Here is a 16,942-nt window from a genome sequence, read left to right as displayed (position 1 = left end):
AAATTTTTAAAAAATCAGCTTATGAAAAACGTATTCATTCTAATCTGCTTTTTAACAATGCCGGGTTTGCTCTTAGCGCAAAAGAATAAATCTAAAAATACAGCCAATATTTTTGACAGCTCCCGACCAAAAAACCTCTCGGATGAGCAATTACTGGAGTTGGTACAAAAACAAACTTTTGCTTATTTCTGGGATTTTGCCCACCCGGTAAGCGGCATGGCCCGCGAACGCAGCAACAAGTCTTTTGACTACGGCGACGAAGTAGTAACCACCGGCGGCACCGGCTTTGGTTTAATGGCGATTATTGTGGCTGCCGAAAGGGGCTGGATTACCCGCCAGCAAGCCGCCGAACGTACCTTAAAAATAGTAAATTTTCTCTGGAAAGCCGACCAGTTTCACGGGGTGTATCCGCATTGGCTGGATGGGGCAACCGGCAAAGTAATCCGGTTTAGCCAGAAAGACGATGGCGGCGATTTAGTAGAAACATCGTTTTTATTTCAGGGCCTGATTTGTGCCCGTCAATACTTTACTCATGACAACCCTACCGAAAGCCAACTCCGCAATAAAATTCTCTGGATGTGGGAAGGCGTAGAGTGGAACTGGCACACGCAAGGCGGGCAAAATGTGTTGTATTGGCATTGGAGCCCCAACCAGGGCTGGAGCATGAACCATCAAATCCGGGGTTGGAACGAGTGTTTGATTACCTACGTGCTTGCCGCATCTTCCCCAAAATATGCCATCGACCCGAAAGTGTACCACCAAGGCTGGACAAGTAGTAATTTTTTTCGCAACGATCGGGAGTTTCTAGGTATAAAGCTGCCGCTCGGCTTTGATTACGGTGGGCCATTATTCTTTTCACATTATTCTTTTCTGGGTCTCAATCCCAAAGGTTTAAAAGACCAATACGCCGATTACTGGCAGCAAAACTTAAATCATACGTTAATTAACCGGGCGTATTGCCTCCAAAACCCGAAAAAGTTTAAAGGCTACGGTCCCAACAGTTGGGGTTTAACCGCCAGCGACAACCACCAAGGCTACGGCGCCCATTCACCTACCGAGGATTTAGGCGTAATTACACCAACTGCTTCCCTTTCTGCTTTCCCGTACACGCCGGAGTATTCCATGCAGGCGCTCAAACATTTTTACAACGATTTAGGCGATAAAATCTGGAGTAAATACGGCTTTGTGGATGCCTTTAACGAAACCGAAAACTGGTACGCTAAATCGCACTTAGCCATTGACCAGGGACCGATTATTGTGATGATTGAAAACCACCGTACCGGTCTAATCTGGAAATTATTCATGAGTTCGCCGGATGTGCAAAAAGGCCTGAAAAATTTAGGTTTTCAAAGTCCGGAGTTGAAGTAGTATTTAGTCCATAGACGATAGACCAAAAACCATAGCTCAAACAATAAAATTTCCCTATCGCGAGCGTCCACGCTCGTGATGCTTATCGTCCGGCCTATGGCCGGTTGGAATTTAACTTCTTTCCTTGGAAAGAATGTTTTCGGTTAGTCTGGCCATAGGCCTAACACATAATTAGACACGAGCGAAGACGCTCGCGCCAGGGTTTATTTAAAAAAACTTATTAAACTTGGATGGTTAGGAGTTAAAGGAATGAAAACCAGAGTCGACAAAGCTGGTTAAATTGTAATCAACTCAATAAAATGTAAATTTTAAAATTTATCCAGCTGTATAAGGTTAAAGCCTTAAAACGTTAGTAAATTATTAAAAAAGTAAATATTTGTATGTCCTACTTTTTAAAAATAGAAAAAAATAGAACGCCTAAATCCTTCTTGGCTTTAATTGTAGCTATTAGTCTTTTGGGAAATGGCTGTTCTTCGGGTAGTAAAGATTCGGTTACTAAAAGCCAATCAACGCCCGAGCCACCGTTTGAGCGCGTATTTGTGGATAAAGATCCTCCCGTAGCACCTTTGTCGCCGGAAGAAAGCATGAAAAAAGTGCAGCTACCACATGGTTATCGCCTGGAATTAGTAGCCAGTGAGCCCATGGTGCAGGAACCGGTAGCCATGGCCTGGGACGGAAACGGCCGTTTGTACGTAGCCGAAATGAATACGTACATGAAAGATGCACTAGGCACCGGGGAGTACGAACGCACCAGCCGCATCAAACGCCTGGAAGATACCGACGGTGACGGCAAAATGGATAAGTATACCGTGTTCATTGATAGTCTGCTTCTGCCTCGGGTAGTGCTACCAGTGGGTGATCAGTTGCTGGTGCAGGAAACCAACGTGCAGCATATCTGGAGTTACCGCGACACCAACAACGATGGCAAAGCCGATGAAAAGAAAATAGTTTTCCGGAACGATGTGCAAGACGTGCGCAACCTGGAGCACCAAAATGGCGGCCTGCTTTGGAACCTGGATAACTGGATTTACCCAACGCGCGACAATTTGCGTTACAAATACCAAAACGGTAAGCTAATCGCCGATACGCTGGTAGATAACATGATTGGTCAGTGGGGACTTACCGCCGATAATTACGGACGTTTGTTTTACTCCGAGGCTGGACCAGGTTTACCAGCGGTGCAAATCCAGCAAATGCCGGCTTATGGTTCCTTAAATTTTAAAGACCAATACACCCCCGAGTTTGCCATTCCGTGGCCGATTATTGGTACAGTGGACGCGCAAGGTGGCAAAGAAGCGTTGCGACCCGAAGATAATACGCTTAACCATTTTACCTCTGGTTGCGGCCAGTCTATTTTCCGGGGCGATCGCTTACCCACCGACATGCAGGGCGATTATTTTATTCCGGAACCGGTAGGCAGGGTAATTAAACGCGGGAAAGTTTCGAACAAAGAAGGTAAAATTCACATTAAAGATGCCTACGAAAAAAAGGATTGGCTGGCCTCCGCTGACATGAATTTCCGGCCAATTAATACCAACACCGGCCCAGACGGTTGTTTTTACATCGTAGATATGTACCACGGCATTATTCAGGAAAGCGAATGGTCGGGGCCAGGCTCTTACTTAGGCGGCGTAATTGCTGAAAAAGGTTTAGATAAAAACCGGGGTATGGGGCGCATTTACCGGGTAGTACATCAAGATTTTAAACCCGATACCAACCGGCCAAAAATGTTGAACGAGCCCAGCAGCCAACTGGTAAAATACTTAAATCACCCCAACGGTTGGTGGCGCGATAATGCTCAGATTACTTTAATTGCACGCAACGACAAATCGGTTGTGCCGGCTTTAAAGAAAATGACTCTGGCTAAAGAACAACCCAATCATCTGGCCCGCATTCATGCTTTATGGACTTTAGAAGGTTTAAATGCAATTGATAAAGCTAAGTTGTTTCAGGCCTTAGCCGACGAAGAACCACAGGTAAGAAAAACTGCCGTTTGGATTAGCGAAAATTTTCTGGCGAAAAACGATCCGGAAGTTATTCAGAAGTTAAGCGCCTTAAAAAATGACGCGAGCGCCGATGTTCGGATTCAACTGGCCTTATCGCTCCGGACAAATAAAAGTGAATCAGCCCAAGCCACTGTTAAAGATTTGATTGCGGCCAACCCCAACAACGAACTCATGCAGTATTCTTACACTACTTTTACGGAGTCGCAAAAAGCCATTGCTGCTGAAAAAGCCCGGTCTAAAAATTTGAGCCCGGAAGATCAAAAATTGGTAGCGACAGGATCCGTTATTTTTAAACAACTTTGCTCCAGTTGTCACGGGCCGGATGGTAAAGGCCGTTCTTTGGGTGGTGGCCAAATGCCCGCTCCGCCGTTGGCCGGTTCGCCTCGGGTAAAAGGCGATAAAATTTTGTTGATTCAATTGTTGTTAAACGGGTTAAAAGGTCCGGTTGACGGAAAAACGTATCCTGATATCATGCCGGCTATGGGCCACAACGACGACGAATGGATCGCCTCTGTGTTGAGCTACGTGCGAAACAGTGGCGAAATCGGCAATTATGCCTCCGTAGTAACCGCCGAAGAAGTTAAAAATGTACGCGCCAACACGCCAAAAATTCCCGAAGGAATGACCCTGCAACTGCTCGAAATCTTTAAACTTGGTCGTAACGAAAATACCAATTGGGCGAAGTAGGTTTAGGTTACAAGTTGGAGTTTGAGGGTCTCAATACAGTTTTTAATTCTTATCCATTTTTTAAAAATTAATAGATTGGATGAGTGATAATTTAAGTTCCGTAGCTATTTAGTGTTGTAAAATATAGATCTATATCGCCCTGGTTGGTGTCTTCACTAACCAGCAAGTAGCCCGACTTGGGGCCTGGCTGATTAGTGAAGACACCAACCAGGGCGATAGCTAATCTTAAGATTCTAAACAGCTTCTCTGTTTGAAAGGAGATGGTAATAGTTAAGCCCATACCATTTGGTAAGAGATTTAATTATTTCACTCAAAAGCAGAAGTAGTTGTAAAAGCCGTAGCTAAGAACAACTGACACCAGTTTGGCTCTAGAGGGCCTTCTAAGGTTCCGGTTCTGCGTAGCAGAATTCCGAGGACGAGGAAAGGAAGCTTAGACCAGCCCGAAAGAGCCAAACGAGGCCGGCCGGCCAGGAGGCAAACTCAGCCGGGTCAAACGAGATAGCACCGCAGCCTGGAGACTTGAAAAGGCTCCAAGTAAAAACAGAATACTCCCTTGTTCCTCCTAATCTTGCGAAGGGAGCTTAGGAATAAATTATTTAAAAAATTGAAAATGCACGATTTTAAGTTATTACTAATATCTAATTTCTTAATTAAACCACTGGTCAGAATTGGTTTAATCCTCCTGCTGTTACCAATAAAACTTTTAGCTCAGCCCGCCACCTTCACCAATAAGTTCGGAATGGAGTTCGTGTTAATTAAGCCGGGTAAGATGGTTGTTGGAAAGTTTCAGCCGGGAGTAGGGGAGCCCCCAAAAGAGAAATTAAACCGACCCACTTTGCCGCTAAGCTCATACAAAACAGCCGCCGAAATGGCGCGAAAATCGGCTATGCCGGGCTTTACGGTTCAATTAGATAAGTCTTATTACATCGGTAAGTTTGAAGTGACCCAGGAACAATGGCAAAATATAATGGGCAACAACCCGGCGTTTTTTAAAAAAGATAAAGTAAAAGATAATGGTGCCAAGTATCCTGTTGAAAGCATTACCTGGCAAGATGCCCAGGCATTTGTTAAAAAATTAAATGCCCAAGATAAGCAGCATACCTACCGGTTACCAACCGAATTTGAATGGGAATACGCCGCCCGGGCCGGCGCTGAAGGAGACATTCCCTGGGCTGAAATTAACCAAGTAGCCGTTTTGGGCGGCGCTACTACCAGCCCGATTGGTCAAAAAGAACCAAATGCCTGGGGAATTTACGACATGTTGGGTAACGTGTGGGAATGGGTGCAGGATTACTATAATGAGAAAATATTTGCCGATCCGGTGCCACCGAAGTCCGGGAAAGAACACGTTTTAAAAGGCGCCTCTTTCACCGGCGATGTAAAAAATGCCACATACATGACCCATGCCGCTGGCCCCGGCAATGGTTTTGATGTGGGTGTTCGTTTGGTAATGGAAGCACGTAAATAAGTTAAGAGTTAAAAGTTATGAGTTAATGTTTCTAAATGATTGGCTAAAACTCACCTGTTTAAATTAAGGGCTAAGCAGAAGTATTAGCGTCTTTCAATTGAATTTTAAAAAATATTAATTTCCCTGACGCTAGTTTAACGAAGCGTAACTGGTTTATAAAGGTAGTAGCTAGTTTTTAACTGGTTAAAGCGGCCGAGCAAATTACTTCAGACAAGATTCTGAATATTATCATACGAAATTGTTGCTAAAATTTAAATTTAAAAAGTACGAATCAGCACATGCAAATAAAAAGTATTCTGATCCTGGTTTTAACAACTTTTCTGGTGCCAGCTGCCTGGGCGCAAATTCCAGCGGGGTATAAATCTATCTTCAATGGGAAAGATTTACAGGGTTGGCACATTAGCCGAACTACGCACCAGGGTACTACCCCCGATGTACGAGTGGAAAATAACGCTATTGTAATTAGGCAAAATCCTTATGGGCAGGGGGGAGTGTTGCTATCGGATAAAAATTTTAAAAATTTTGATCTGTACCTGGAGGCCAAGATTGATTCGTTCACTAACGGCGGCATTTTTATCAGGGCTTCTGAAAGCGGCATTGCTTACCAGATTGAGTTAGACGAAGCCGCTGAAAACACCGGAAACTTGCTCGGGGAACGCATGCCAGTGAGCCGCGAAGCAAAAACCACCGGGCGGGAAAATGTTTGGAAAGCCAACGACTGGAATTCCTTCCGGATCCGGATGGTAGGGGAGATGCCGCACATTACTCTCTGGATTAACGGGGTACAAATGTGGGACGTTACCCAACCCAAAAACGATTTTATTGCGGGAGCTACCCAAGGTATGATTGGTTTTCAATCGCATTGGACCGCCCTGTACTCGTCAACCGTAGTAGGTTGGAATATTCTGGATTCCTGGGCGCCGGGCGCCACCCATCATTTCCGTAATATTTCTATCAAAGAATTACCTAATGATTTAAAAGAATAATAAACGTGTGTTTAATATAAGAACTTATTTATACAAACAGCTAATAGCCGTACTCGTAATAAAATATATTTTCTGCTGTTTGAACTGTTTTTATTTACTATACTCTTCTATAGCATCTTTTAAATGAGGGAATTGCTGAAGCAGTTTCTCTTTTTCGGCTAATTCAAAATCGGCAAAATCAAAGCCGGGCGCTACGGTGCAGCTTATTAAGGAATAGCCAGTCCTATTTTTTATTTTAGCCGCAAACCAGGTATTAGCCGGTATGATGGCTTGCGGTATTTCCCCCTTCTCAAAATCGTTTCCTAGGAGAACAGAAGTTAACTGGCCATCTTGAATAATAACTATTTCTACGGTCAGTCCCTGATGAAAAAACCATAGTTCATCCGAGAGAATGCGATGAAAAGCAGATTTATAGTTATCCTGTAATAAATAAAATATAGCTGTACTAACATTCCGGTTTTGTCCTTGATTATTTACCAAAGATTGATTAGATCTGTACGTTTCTCTATAAAATCCCCCTTCCGGATGAGGTTGCAATTTTAATCGGCGAATTAAGTCTTGGACATCCATTATTATTCAAATATTATAGATATTTTGTAATTCCGGTTTTATTAGGTAAAAACAAATTTGTTACGGAGAAACTTTTTATTTACGCCAAACCGGAAAAGGTTTTGGTAATGGTTTGAAATTATAAATCTGCTTTTAGAAATATAGTATTATCGATTAATATTTTCTTCTGGGTTATTTAGTAAATTTTTCAGGCATATAAGCAGTATTCTGCTTTTTAAATCCGCATAATCTAAATTCCCGGTTAATTAAATCCAGTGGTTTATTTACTAAATAATTCCAGTTTAGCAAAAAAATCGTTAAACATTAAGTTAATGTCTAATTGGGTATATACCCGAATGGGGCGGCCCTGATGATTGAACTCGTACGCTCCTTGTTGGTTAATGCTGGGCGCGGGTTTTAGTACGTAGGTGCTGGAAGATGGATCGGGTTCGAAGGAGGATTGAAGCGCGGTTAGTAATACCAGGGGGCTATCACCGAGAATATAGGTCTCGCCCATGTTTACATATTTTTGAATCCGGGTCATAAGGCTTTCTAAAATGCCACTTAGGTAACTCCCTGTTTTCCCCTGCGGTTTAATTTTTAGAAGTAACTGTGAGTAAGGCAAAATGGCTTGCCGATAGGCATTGCGGGGTACTTGCCAAATGGGAATACTAGATTTATTAAAGACAACTCTTGCCGCGGCAATATCAATATTCAGGTTGTATTCGGGGTTAGAATAATTTGGTGGCGGGTAGGCCAGATCGGGATATTCCGGACCGCCAATCCATACCAAAGTAATTTTACCGGCAATTTGGGGATTAGTTAATACGGCCGAGGCAATTTCGGTGAGGCCGGCTCCGCAAAGCAGGTACAAGGGTAATTTGGTATCGGTGCGTAAAGCTTCTTTTATAATAAAGTTTACGGCTTCGCTTTTAACCGGCGTGCTGTCGTTGGGCATAGCAGTGTTGGAACCGGGAATTACCGGAATGTTGCTTTTTATACCCATTATTTTTAGTAATTCTTTAGCTTGGTTAGCTGCATTTTGAGCCTGGGTTTGGGAAGGATCAAAGCCATCACCCACTTTAAGGTGCGAACCAATAATGGCCCGGGTTTCTACGGATGGAGATAACAAAAGGTGCGCAAGCTGAAACAATCCGTCTGGATCGCCACTAAAATCATTATCTACAATAACCCGCATTCTGGGAGCAACTGTAGAGCTGCCAATTATTTTCTGACTAAAGCAGGAAAAGGAATAGCTAAGCAGAAACAAAAATAAGAAGTAGGCATTTTTTATCATAGAAGCTTTTGTGGCTGTAAAGTTGGTTTCTAAATATAAACAATAAAGTGTAATAGAAAGACAGACTTTTCTATAAGGAAGGGCTAAATCAAGATAGGGAGAGTTGAATCAGCACTCTGTATAATTTATTTCGAATTATTTGTACAGCTTAACTTACTAAAAAAATTTACCGGTCAGGTTTAACCTAGTATCAAAATTCCATAGAATAATAATTGTTAAGAGTAGATAGTTGGGTAACTATGTTGCAAGTTCCAGGGCATCTACTGTTTTTACCCTATAACAAAATAGTTTTATTTAATTACCAATTCAATATTCTTGTTCTTGTCTATCATACAATTACTCTCTATAAAATCAATTTTTGTGAGTGTGGACATCTTCTACAGTGTGTAGAAAAATTCAGCACATTATATCTCATCAAATTATAAGTAATCTACTAGGTGCCTAAATATGAAACGGTTAGCAACACAACAGTTTTTTGGCATAATATTGGTTAAACGGCAGCATTTTATTGTATTATTGATATGGTGTTTGTGTTAGTGTTGATTAATTAAGATTCGTAATTATAAAAATAATACAAAAATAAAACTAATAATAAAAGTTGTATTAGTTTCAATAGCTGTATTCTTGTCCAAAATTATGTAAATGACTGTTGGTTTTATTTTCGTGAATTTATTATAATTTAATATGCATTTGATATATATGTATTTATAATTGGCAAAGCATAGTCAATTACTTTTATGTTGGATTTACTAAAATTATTGGTGTTTTATTGATAAAAAATTAAATATTAAGCATAAAAACAATTAAAATTTGGTGGATAAAATTTTATGCTCTATGTTTGAGCCATAATTAAAGAATTGTAAAAGGTTACATTGTATAAGTTAAATTATATTTATTTAAAATAATAACGTTGTCCGATGTTTGCTTTTAATCTTTTCAATTATGGTTTTATCCTAATATTTATCTTACTAAATGCTTTTTTATGTTAAATAATATACAATTTCACTTGAGCTGATAGTTGCTGATTAGTGCTTTTACAAATTGTATATTTTTAATATTGTTTTTCTAACTTTAATCGTTCTTTATGAAAACTAAACTACTTTTGTCTATTCCCTTACTGTCATTATTTACAACAGCTTGTGATACTGAAGAATTAGTTCAGCCAGATGTTAAACCAGAAGTCGAATTAGCCAACGCTAGTAATATTACCTCCATTGATTCTTACCGGAAGAATCTTTTGGTAGAACAAAGATTCGAATCCTCTGCCATGAGTCCGTTTAACAAACAAGTATATAAGTCACATGGCTTTGTTCTTACTAGTGCCGAGTCCAGATCAGGATCGAAATCTGCACGTATTGAGTTAAGAAAAGCGGACTACAAACTACGTTCGGAAATATTATTACCAGCCGAAACATCTAGTAACCGTTGGTATGGGTTTAGTATGAAATTACCAAGCAGCTATTGGCAAACCAGCACCGCCGTAGATAGTTGGGATATAATTGCACAGTGGCACGCCATGGAAGATAAAGGAGAGGCCGCTCGTTTTCCCCCCATTGCTTTGGTGGTTAGTAAAGGTAGATTAAACGTGGTAATGTATTGGGCCACGCGTTCGAATAACACCAACTCCACCATTAGCGGTAAAAAAGTATTTGACCTGGGACCGGTAATTAAAGATAAATGGGTTGATTTTGTATTTCACATTAACTTTTCTCACCAATCTGACGGAGTTTTAGATGTATGGTTAAACGGTACTAAATCACTTACCTTCCGTGGTCCGAATAGCTACAACGATAATGATCATCCTTACTTTAAAACCGGTATTTACAAAAGAAAATGGGGTACCATCAGCAAGCGGGCGCTCTTTATCGATGATATCCGTACTGCATCGGGTGGCGCTTCTTACAATGATGTAGCCCCTTCGGGTTCCGGCAAAAATAACCCACCAGCAGAAGATGATGCCCCTGTATCTGCTACCGGCCAAAAAGTAGTAAGCTATACTTTGGTTAACGCGGATACAGACAAAGATATCCGGACAATTGCAAACGGTGCTACTATCAAGCTTTCGGGTTTACCTACCAAAAATATTAATATCCGGGCTAATACTAATACTACCGTTGGTAGTGTGTACTTTGCTCTTTCCGGTGCTAAAAATTATACGAAAACAGAAGGTGGCGCTCCCTATGCATTATTCGGGGATACAAATCTGAATTACGCGGCGTGGCGCCCCGCATTAGGTAAATATACCTTAAAAGCTACTCCTTATTCCGCAGCAGGTCGTAGTGGAAATGCTGGCACGGCTTTAACTATTAATTTTACAGTAACACAATAACTGGGATTCAGGTATTCTGTTATCCTTATCACCAGAATGCTTTATAATAAAAAGAAAAGACTGTTTAGTAACTATACTAAACAGTCTTTTCTTTTTTAAAGGAATTTAGTAAAAAATAAAATCAGATTAGCCTTGCTTATTAAAACATCTAAGAAAACCTATTACACTCATTATGGAAGTATGGTCCATTGAGTCCATTTCGGCTAACTCTACATTAGCAATCCCGGCTAAATTCTGCTGGGCTTTTTGAATACTTCGGACGGGCATAATTACGGTAGAGGCGGCCGCCAGTGTTTGGGTAGTTTCTAAACCAATACAAGTGTAACCGCCGGTTATAATCGCCACTTTTCCGGTAAGGTTTATCCCTACAATTATTTCTGCGGTGTTAGATTTTGCGGTAAAACCAAGGCCAATTGGCTTTTGCAAGACTCTCTTATAATTATTTTTCCATTTTTTGTTTTAGATAACTCTTGGGTGAAAATTAGTTTTTGTTTTCCGCAGAGAGTTATCTAAAAGCCGTGTTTTTCTTCGAAGCTTTTTAGCCATTTATAATTCATCTAGTTTAGCACCTTTTGTAAATCTTTTACCAGATGTAATTCGGGAAGACAGCCGGTAAAAAATAGTATGCTTCGAACTTAGGTCTGGAGGTAAATGACTGAGAGCTACTTTTGAATCCAGAAATATAAATCGCCTCAACGAGATTAATCAGCTTCAATGGACTCCTTTGAAAAGTGACAGCCTTTATTTTGCTCCCTATAAGAAGAAATTTATGATTAATTGCAGGGTTCAGAATTTGGAAGGAATAGTAAAAAAGGTAAATGCAAATGCGTACCCATATTGGATGAAATGGAAACGGTTGCATACGGAAAATTTATTCCTATTCTGGATGCCGAAGGCAATAAGATTGAGCTCTGGGAACCCTTGTAGAAAAGCATGGATACCAGGATTTTAAAAAACAAAGCCAAACTGCTATTCTGCGGTTTGGCTTTGGGTATACTGTGCTACCTTATAAAAACAGGTAAGATTTTAAGGCTCAATTATCTCAATTTAGTAATAATCAGGTAGTGAGGATACCTTAATTGGCGATAATTTAAGCTGCTAAAAATTGGATTAATTTCATACTTTTTGCTACTCTATTTTACATAAGTGTAGCAGGAGGATGAAATTCTTTAAATAAACATGGGGTTATTATTTTTTTGTAGTTGTTAATCCGCCCAGCGCCACTCCCCGGCAATTTTTAGAGGTTCCTGTAATTTGTTAGTAATCAAGAAAGCTTTTGTTTCTGAATCGTTTAAGTGTTTCGCAGGTATTTTAACTGAGTCGGCTAAACCATATACCAGCATGCTGCTAAATCGAACCGTGTTTTTTAAGCCGCTTTCTTCCACCAGGTCAAACCCGTCGCAATCAGCGTGGTAGCAATCGCCGCCACCCGCCGGAAGTTTGCCGCCAAAAGAACCGCCTGTGGGTACGCCGTGCAACATAAACGGCTGGTGATCGCTGTGCAGGCCCGCCCGGCTAGAGAAATTATTCTTAAAAGTTGTATCAATTTTGCTGGCTAAAGCCCCAATGGTTTGGAATAAAGGTTTACAAGCCTCACTGGTGGCATGGTACCCTTTGGGGTCGTTGGTCATGTCGTAGTTCAGCATAAAGGCAATGTTTTGCATGGATTTATCTTTCATGGCTTCGGCTACGTAAGCTTCGGAGCCCAGCAAGCCTTCTTCTTCGCCCATAAACAATACAAACTCTATCGTACGTTTAGGCCGTAATTTTAAAGTCTTAAAAGTACGTGCCATATCAATCACCGAGAAAGAGCCAAGGCCGTTATCAATAGCGCCGGTAGCTAAATCCCAGGTATCCAGGTGGCCGCCCACAACAATTTTTTCTTTTGGCAGTGTGGCACCCGGCAAAGTAGCAATAACATTGCGGGCATTTATTAACCCGGAAAAATTGGTCATGTTTATCGCGGATACCAAAGGACCGGAGCGGAGTTGTTCTTTTAATTTCAGGCCGTCTTCTTTACCGATACACACCGCCGGAATAGGAATTAGTTTGCCAGTAACTGAGGCCGTGCCCGTGAGTAAGGTGCCGCCTGCTACCGTGTTAATGATTATAATACCACTGGCCCCGTACTTCTTAGCCAAAGCCGTTTTTTCGGATCGGTGCAAGGTGCCCGTACCCGGTGCTGAACCGGGTAAAACCCCTAAATAAACCAATGCAATTTTTTCAGTAACTGCCCCCGGTTTGGCCTGGTAATCAACTTCCAGCCCGTTACCCATATCTACAATAGCAGCGGTTAACTCGGCTTTTACCGGCGAATGGGCCAGTGATACCGATTTAATATCCTGTAGGTGATCGGCGTCGGTACCTATTTGTACCCGTAACTCGCCCCGGCGCCAGCTTTCTACTTCAAAGGGTTGGTAACGCACCTTTTCAAAACCATACGACTTTAATAAATTATAAGCGTATTCTTCGGCTTTTTTGCCGTTTTCCGAGCCGGTTAAGCGGTGGCCAATAGTAGCCGAGGCTTGTTGTAAAGTGCTATAAGCTTTAGAATTTTGTTGTACCTCGGCATTAATACGATTAAAAATTTTTCCCCAAGAGGAGTTTTCCTGCGCAGTTACCGGTAGCGATAATAAAAGAGAACAAGTAAGAATTTTAATTTTGTGGAGCATGAAAAAATAAAATAAATTAATAATGCGGTATAAAGATAGAAATTACTCCTATATCCACGGCACGCTCCGCAACTCTTCCTGGTTATAGCCAAGTTCCGGTTCCGGAAGAGTTAAGTAAAAAGATTTGAATTGCAGTAGAACAATTTATTATTTAGCATTTTTCAGTTCCTCTTTGATTTGTTTGTTGCCCGATTTTTTTAAGTAACGGATAAAGGGGATCAGTTCATTGCTAACTTCTGTTAAGGTATACTCTACTTTAAACGGACCTTCGTGATATACTTTTCGATCAATTAAATGGTCTGTTTCTAGTTCCCATAAAGTTTGAGTCAGCAATTTAGTAGTAATGTCCGACATGGTCCTGCTTAACTCGCCGTAACGCAAAATAGAGTGTTCGTGCAAATACCATAAAATTTTGCCTTTGTATTTGCCTCCAATGCGCTTAAAGGCATAATCCACAGAACAAGTGGCAACCTCCGGACAAATTTTTTCTTTCTTTTTCATTTTAAATCATTGATTTACAATAATACTATTTCCATGTTGGGAGATAATAAATACTTTGAAAACCAAGTGCAATTGTTTTTCTGAAAATGCGATATCTGAAACAGTAGCCGAAGGAAAAACAATTTTAAAACTGGAAGGTAGAAAAGAAATGGCGCAAGCCTTTGATAATTTTCTTCGAGATGTTGAAACCATCTATCATTTTAATGGCCAGCAGGTGGTCAAAATTAATGGAAATAATTCGGTAGGAAAATGGTATTGTTTAATTACGCTATTAGGTAGTGAAAATGGCAAGAATATTAAGACTACGATTGGTGCTACCTATAAAGTTAAATACATTCGGATAAATAATAAATTATTAGTTTCCAGAAGGGGAGGTAATTTTAAGCGGCAAGATAAAACGGAAATAAAATCCTAAAAATGGATGTTCTTTAAAGATGTAATTTTTTATGCGGTGCCATTTAATATGACGTACAACGTGCTTTTACAAAATTGGTAAATGGGTTAAGATCCTTGCTGCTTTGGCCTAAGGGTAAGATAATAAAGGTTAAGAACTTTACTGCTCAATCCTGCCATTGTTTTTATACTTTGTTCGTAGTAGATAATATGTCTTGTGAATCGTTAAAAACTAATTAAGTTCGTCGCCTAAAACTAAATTACTAAAATCAAATAATTGTCTACGAACAATCTTTACAATAATATAAACAAATGCGTAGTTAGGCAAAAGGATTTTACCACTCTTGAATTATAATGCAAACTTGTTCGTCCCTTAAGGCGAATTCTTTAGCCCCCATGGACGGAGAGTAATTTTATGAAAGTTAGGATGAAGAAATTTGGGATTTTGCTCTTTAGCAAGTTTTACGTTTTCAAAAAGATATATCTGTAATCCACCTTTTTCCAATACACAAAACGGTTCGCTTGATTTTATTTCATTATGTCCAATAGTAAACTCCAAACAGTCGGCAAAAAATTTCAAACCCTTAGTGATATACACGTAATAAACATTCGGAACTAGTTTTTCAAAATTCATAAACTTAGATTTCTAAATTTAAATGAACTCTCTTTATAAGTGCCGCTAACAGACATGGCTAAGGAGCGTTTTAATGGGCATCAGGTATTTTTAGGCGGAGTGGTATTTCTTTTATAGTTGTCCCTAATGTATTTAATTGTACATAAAATTACGGGTAGCTGTTATTTTCTTCTAATTTTAAATAAGAAGTTGTTTAGAGTTTTAAAACTACCAAAGAAATAGGAGTGTAAAAGAGTTTGCAAAGACACTTTACACAAGTTCCTATTTCAATGGCAGTATTAAGCGAAGATAAAATAAATCGGTGGATAGTTCCATATTTGAGCCAAGGAAAGAGAGGCAGTAAATTACAAGTAGCACCAGCAGCCATTATTTCAGGTATTTTATATCGGTTGAAAACAGGCTGTCAATGGCGAGAGTTACCCCTAAAAGAAATATTTACTGGCCCAACCATTAGCTGGCAAGGCGTGTATCATCATTTTCGAAAGTGGGTAAATGATGGGAGTTTTAAGAATGTATGGCTTGGCCTACTAAAAAGCCAGCGTTGCTTACTAGATTTATCAGGTGTTCAGTTAGATGGTAGTCAGACTATCTGTAAGCAGGGAGGGGAATGCATTGGTTATCAAAACAGGAAAGCGGCCAATAGTTGCAATAGCCTGTTTTTAGCTGATAACAAAGGGCAGATGCTGGCTTGTAGTTTACCAGTATCAGGAGCCCACCATGACTTGTATGAGATTGAAGTAGTATTTAAAGAATTATGTAATTTATTGAAAGAAGCAGGTATTGAAACTAAAGGTTTATTCTTAAATGCCGATGCCGGATTTGATTCCCAAGCTTTTAGAAGTATATGTTCAGAAATGAAAATAGAAGCTAATATTGCCACTAATCCCAGGAATGGCCAAATCACGGATGAATATATTTATTTTGATGAACAACTCTTTAAGCAGAGAAATGCCATTGAAAGAGCTAACGCCTGGATGGACAGCTTCAAAGCTTTGCTCATTCGATTCGAAACCAAAGCACTACACTGGTTCGTGCTTATTTTAATTGCTTTCTCCGTCTTATTTATTCGTAAAATCCCTAATAAACCAAAACTCTAAACAAGTTCTATATGCTTGGCCGACCCTTTTGTATGTGCCCCAGTATTTTTAAGTTATGAAACGCTCCCTAACTATTTAGTACTTTTATCAACTATATCATAGTTGTCCGCAATAAATTAGTCTTCTTCTTATGTTGACCTTTTGATTTTAACCTCTAGTTCAGGAGTAAATTTCGTAGTAGCTTAAGAAAGGATGTTACTATCCTGCTCTAGGTTATTATAACCATCAGTACTAAACCTGACAAGGTTACGTGTATAATTTTTGTTATGAATTTGGCTATTTGTTATTACCCAAAAAAGTACTAAATGATAATTGGCAACTTTACCTAAACCAAAAATAAGGTATTTGTTTTTTTGCTTCTTTAGTAGGGAATACATTTAATTGTTTAATTATGAAACAATTAAATGTATGAAATTGGCTGCTTAAAGTATTAAATGGATATAGCCTTATTTTATTAAATAAAATTGGAATAGCCGCACTAAGCTAAAAATAAAAAATAAAGTAAAATAAAATTTGGAAGTGAAAAAAAGCTTTTCTTTATTTGTCTATCAAATCTATAGACAATGTATAAAAATTTTAGATTTAGAACAGTTTCGTCGCTCTCTGATTTCCTTGGGGCATTGGCCAGGAACCAGGCAGGTTTTAACTATCCGGTAGGTGGTTGTGCTCCCATGCGTTTGAGTTGTTGTTGCGGCTAACCGGTCTATACTAAAAATTTTTAAATTTTTTTACTTTCAAAAACTTGTCATGATAGAGTTTATCAGCCTTACCTTATTTGTATTTTTCCTGGTGGTTTTGCACCGGAAAGCCAATTTTTTCGGCTTAACCGCCCGGTTAGAACCCGTAGTAACAAATCAATCTTGTTCTAACAAGAACCTGGCTTCTAAGAAAAAGCCAATGCTGGATTTTTAAAATTAGGGAAATACCCGTTCAGAATAGCCTATAAAAGAAAAAG

15 protein-coding genes are annotated in these 16,942 nt (G+C 39.7%); 9 read left to right on the top strand and 6 right to left on the bottom strand.

Annotation, left to right across the window (positions count from 1 at the left end; all coding sequences use genetic code 11):
• The first annotated feature begins 21 nt into the window (after window positions 1-21).
• The 4 genes from HUW48_RS17560 (at window position 22) to HUW48_RS17545 (ending at window position 6,515) form a co-directional block, all read left to right on the top strand.
• Window positions 22-1,368, top strand: coding sequence for a glucoamylase family protein (locus HUW48_RS17560; protein ID WP_182412180.1), 1,347 nt, complete (start codon window positions 22-24; stop codon window positions 1,366-1,368).
• A gap of 380 nt (window positions 1,369-1,748) precedes the next feature.
• Window positions 1,749-4,061, top strand: a complete 2,313-nt coding sequence (locus HUW48_RS17555) for a DUF7133 domain-containing protein (protein ID WP_182412179.1) — start codon at window positions 1,749-1,751, stop codon at window positions 4,059-4,061.
• Window positions 4,062-4,671: 610 nt separating this feature from the next.
• The gene (locus tag HUW48_RS17550; RefSeq protein ID WP_182412178.1) at window positions 4,672-5,529 is read left to right on the top strand and encodes a formylglycine-generating enzyme family protein; all 858 of its coding nucleotides are present in this window, start codon (window positions 4,672-4,674) and stop codon (window positions 5,527-5,529) included.
• Between the two features lie 278 nt (window positions 5,530-5,807).
• On the top strand, window positions 5,808-6,515 hold the full coding sequence (locus HUW48_RS17545) for a 3-keto-disaccharide hydrolase (protein ID WP_182412177.1): 708 nt from the start codon (window positions 5,808-5,810) through the stop codon (window positions 6,513-6,515).
• A 90-nt stretch (window positions 6,516-6,605) separates the two neighbouring features.
• On the opposite strand, the gene HUW48_RS17540 is transcribed toward HUW48_RS17545, so the two are convergent.
• A complete protein-coding gene (locus HUW48_RS17540) occupies window positions 6,606-7,085 on the bottom strand; it encodes a cupin domain-containing protein (protein WP_182412176.1) in 480 nt (159 codons plus the stop codon).
• 259 nt (window positions 7,086-7,344) lie between these two features.
• Window positions 7,345-8,361 (bottom strand): nucleoside hydrolase, encoded by a 1,017-nt coding sequence (locus HUW48_RS17535; RefSeq protein WP_182412175.1) that lies wholly within the window; start codon window positions 8,359-8,361, stop codon window positions 7,345-7,347.
• 1,084 nt (window positions 8,362-9,445) lie between these two features.
• Between HUW48_RS17535 and HUW48_RS17530 the strand changes: the two genes are divergently transcribed.
• On the top strand, window positions 9,446-10,690 hold the full coding sequence (locus HUW48_RS17530) for a polysaccharide lyase (protein WP_182412174.1): 1,245 nt from the start codon (window positions 9,446-9,448) through the stop codon (window positions 10,688-10,690).
• A 126-nt stretch (window positions 10,691-10,816) separates the two neighbouring features.
• Here HUW48_RS17530 and HUW48_RS17525 read toward each other — a convergent pair whose 3' ends face one another.
• The 3 genes from HUW48_RS17525 to HUW48_RS17515 all read right to left on the bottom strand — a co-directional run bounded on the left by HUW48_RS17525 (window position 10,817) and on the right by HUW48_RS17515 (window position 13,863).
• Window positions 10,817-11,116, bottom strand: a complete 300-nt coding sequence (locus HUW48_RS17525) for an SDR family NAD(P)-dependent oxidoreductase (RefSeq protein WP_182412173.1) — start codon at window positions 11,114-11,116, stop codon at window positions 10,817-10,819.
• 779 nt (window positions 11,117-11,895) lie between these two features.
• Window positions 11,896-13,362: a M28 family peptidase gene (locus tag HUW48_RS17520; protein ID WP_182412172.1), complete on the bottom strand. Its 1,467-nt coding sequence runs from the start codon at window positions 13,360-13,362 to the stop codon at window positions 11,896-11,898.
• A 147-nt stretch (window positions 13,363-13,509) separates the two neighbouring features.
• The gene (locus tag HUW48_RS17515; protein WP_182412171.1) at window positions 13,510-13,863 is read right to left on the bottom strand and encodes a winged helix-turn-helix transcriptional regulator; all 354 of its coding nucleotides are present in this window, start codon (window positions 13,861-13,863) and stop codon (window positions 13,510-13,512) included.
• A gap of 55 nt (window positions 13,864-13,918) precedes the next feature.
• On the opposite strand from HUW48_RS17515, the gene HUW48_RS17510 reads away from it, so the two are divergent.
• Complete coding sequence (locus tag HUW48_RS17510; protein ID WP_220463946.1) at window positions 13,919-14,278, top strand: nuclear transport factor 2 family protein; 360 nt, start codon at window positions 13,919-13,921, stop codon at window positions 14,276-14,278.
• Between the two features lie 351 nt (window positions 14,279-14,629).
• On the opposite strand, the gene HUW48_RS17505 is transcribed toward HUW48_RS17510, so the two are convergent.
• Complete coding sequence (locus tag HUW48_RS17505) at window positions 14,630-14,890, bottom strand: hypothetical protein (RefSeq protein WP_182412170.1); 261 nt, start codon at window positions 14,888-14,890, stop codon at window positions 14,630-14,632.
• A gap of 269 nt (window positions 14,891-15,159) precedes the next feature.
• On the opposite strand from HUW48_RS17505, the gene HUW48_RS17500 reads away from it, so the two are divergent.
• The 3 genes from HUW48_RS17500 to HUW48_RS17495 all read left to right on the top strand — a co-directional run bounded on the left by HUW48_RS17500 (window position 15,160) and on the right by HUW48_RS17495 (window position 16,899).
• A complete protein-coding gene (locus HUW48_RS17500; protein ID WP_182412169.1) occupies window positions 15,160-15,987 on the top strand; it encodes a transposase in 828 nt (275 codons plus the stop codon).
• A 563-nt stretch (window positions 15,988-16,550) separates the two neighbouring features.
• The gene (locus HUW48_RS27340; protein ID WP_262891451.1) at window positions 16,551-16,685 is read left to right on the top strand and encodes a hypothetical protein; all 135 of its coding nucleotides are present in this window, start codon (window positions 16,551-16,553) and stop codon (window positions 16,683-16,685) included.
• A gap of 49 nt (window positions 16,686-16,734) precedes the next feature.
• Entirely contained in the window at window positions 16,735-16,899 is a 165-nt protein-coding gene (locus HUW48_RS17495) for a hypothetical protein (RefSeq protein WP_182412168.1), read from the top strand.
• The last annotated feature ends 43 nt before the right edge of the window (window positions 16,900-16,942 follow it).

It is taken from the genome of Adhaeribacter radiodurans (genome assembly GCF_014075995.1).
Lineage (GTDB): Bacteria > Bacteroidota > Bacteroidia > Cytophagales > Hymenobacteraceae > Adhaeribacter > Adhaeribacter radiodurans.
Note: the sequence above shows the minus strand (reverse complement) of the source record. Positions and strands in the feature narration are given on the sequence as shown.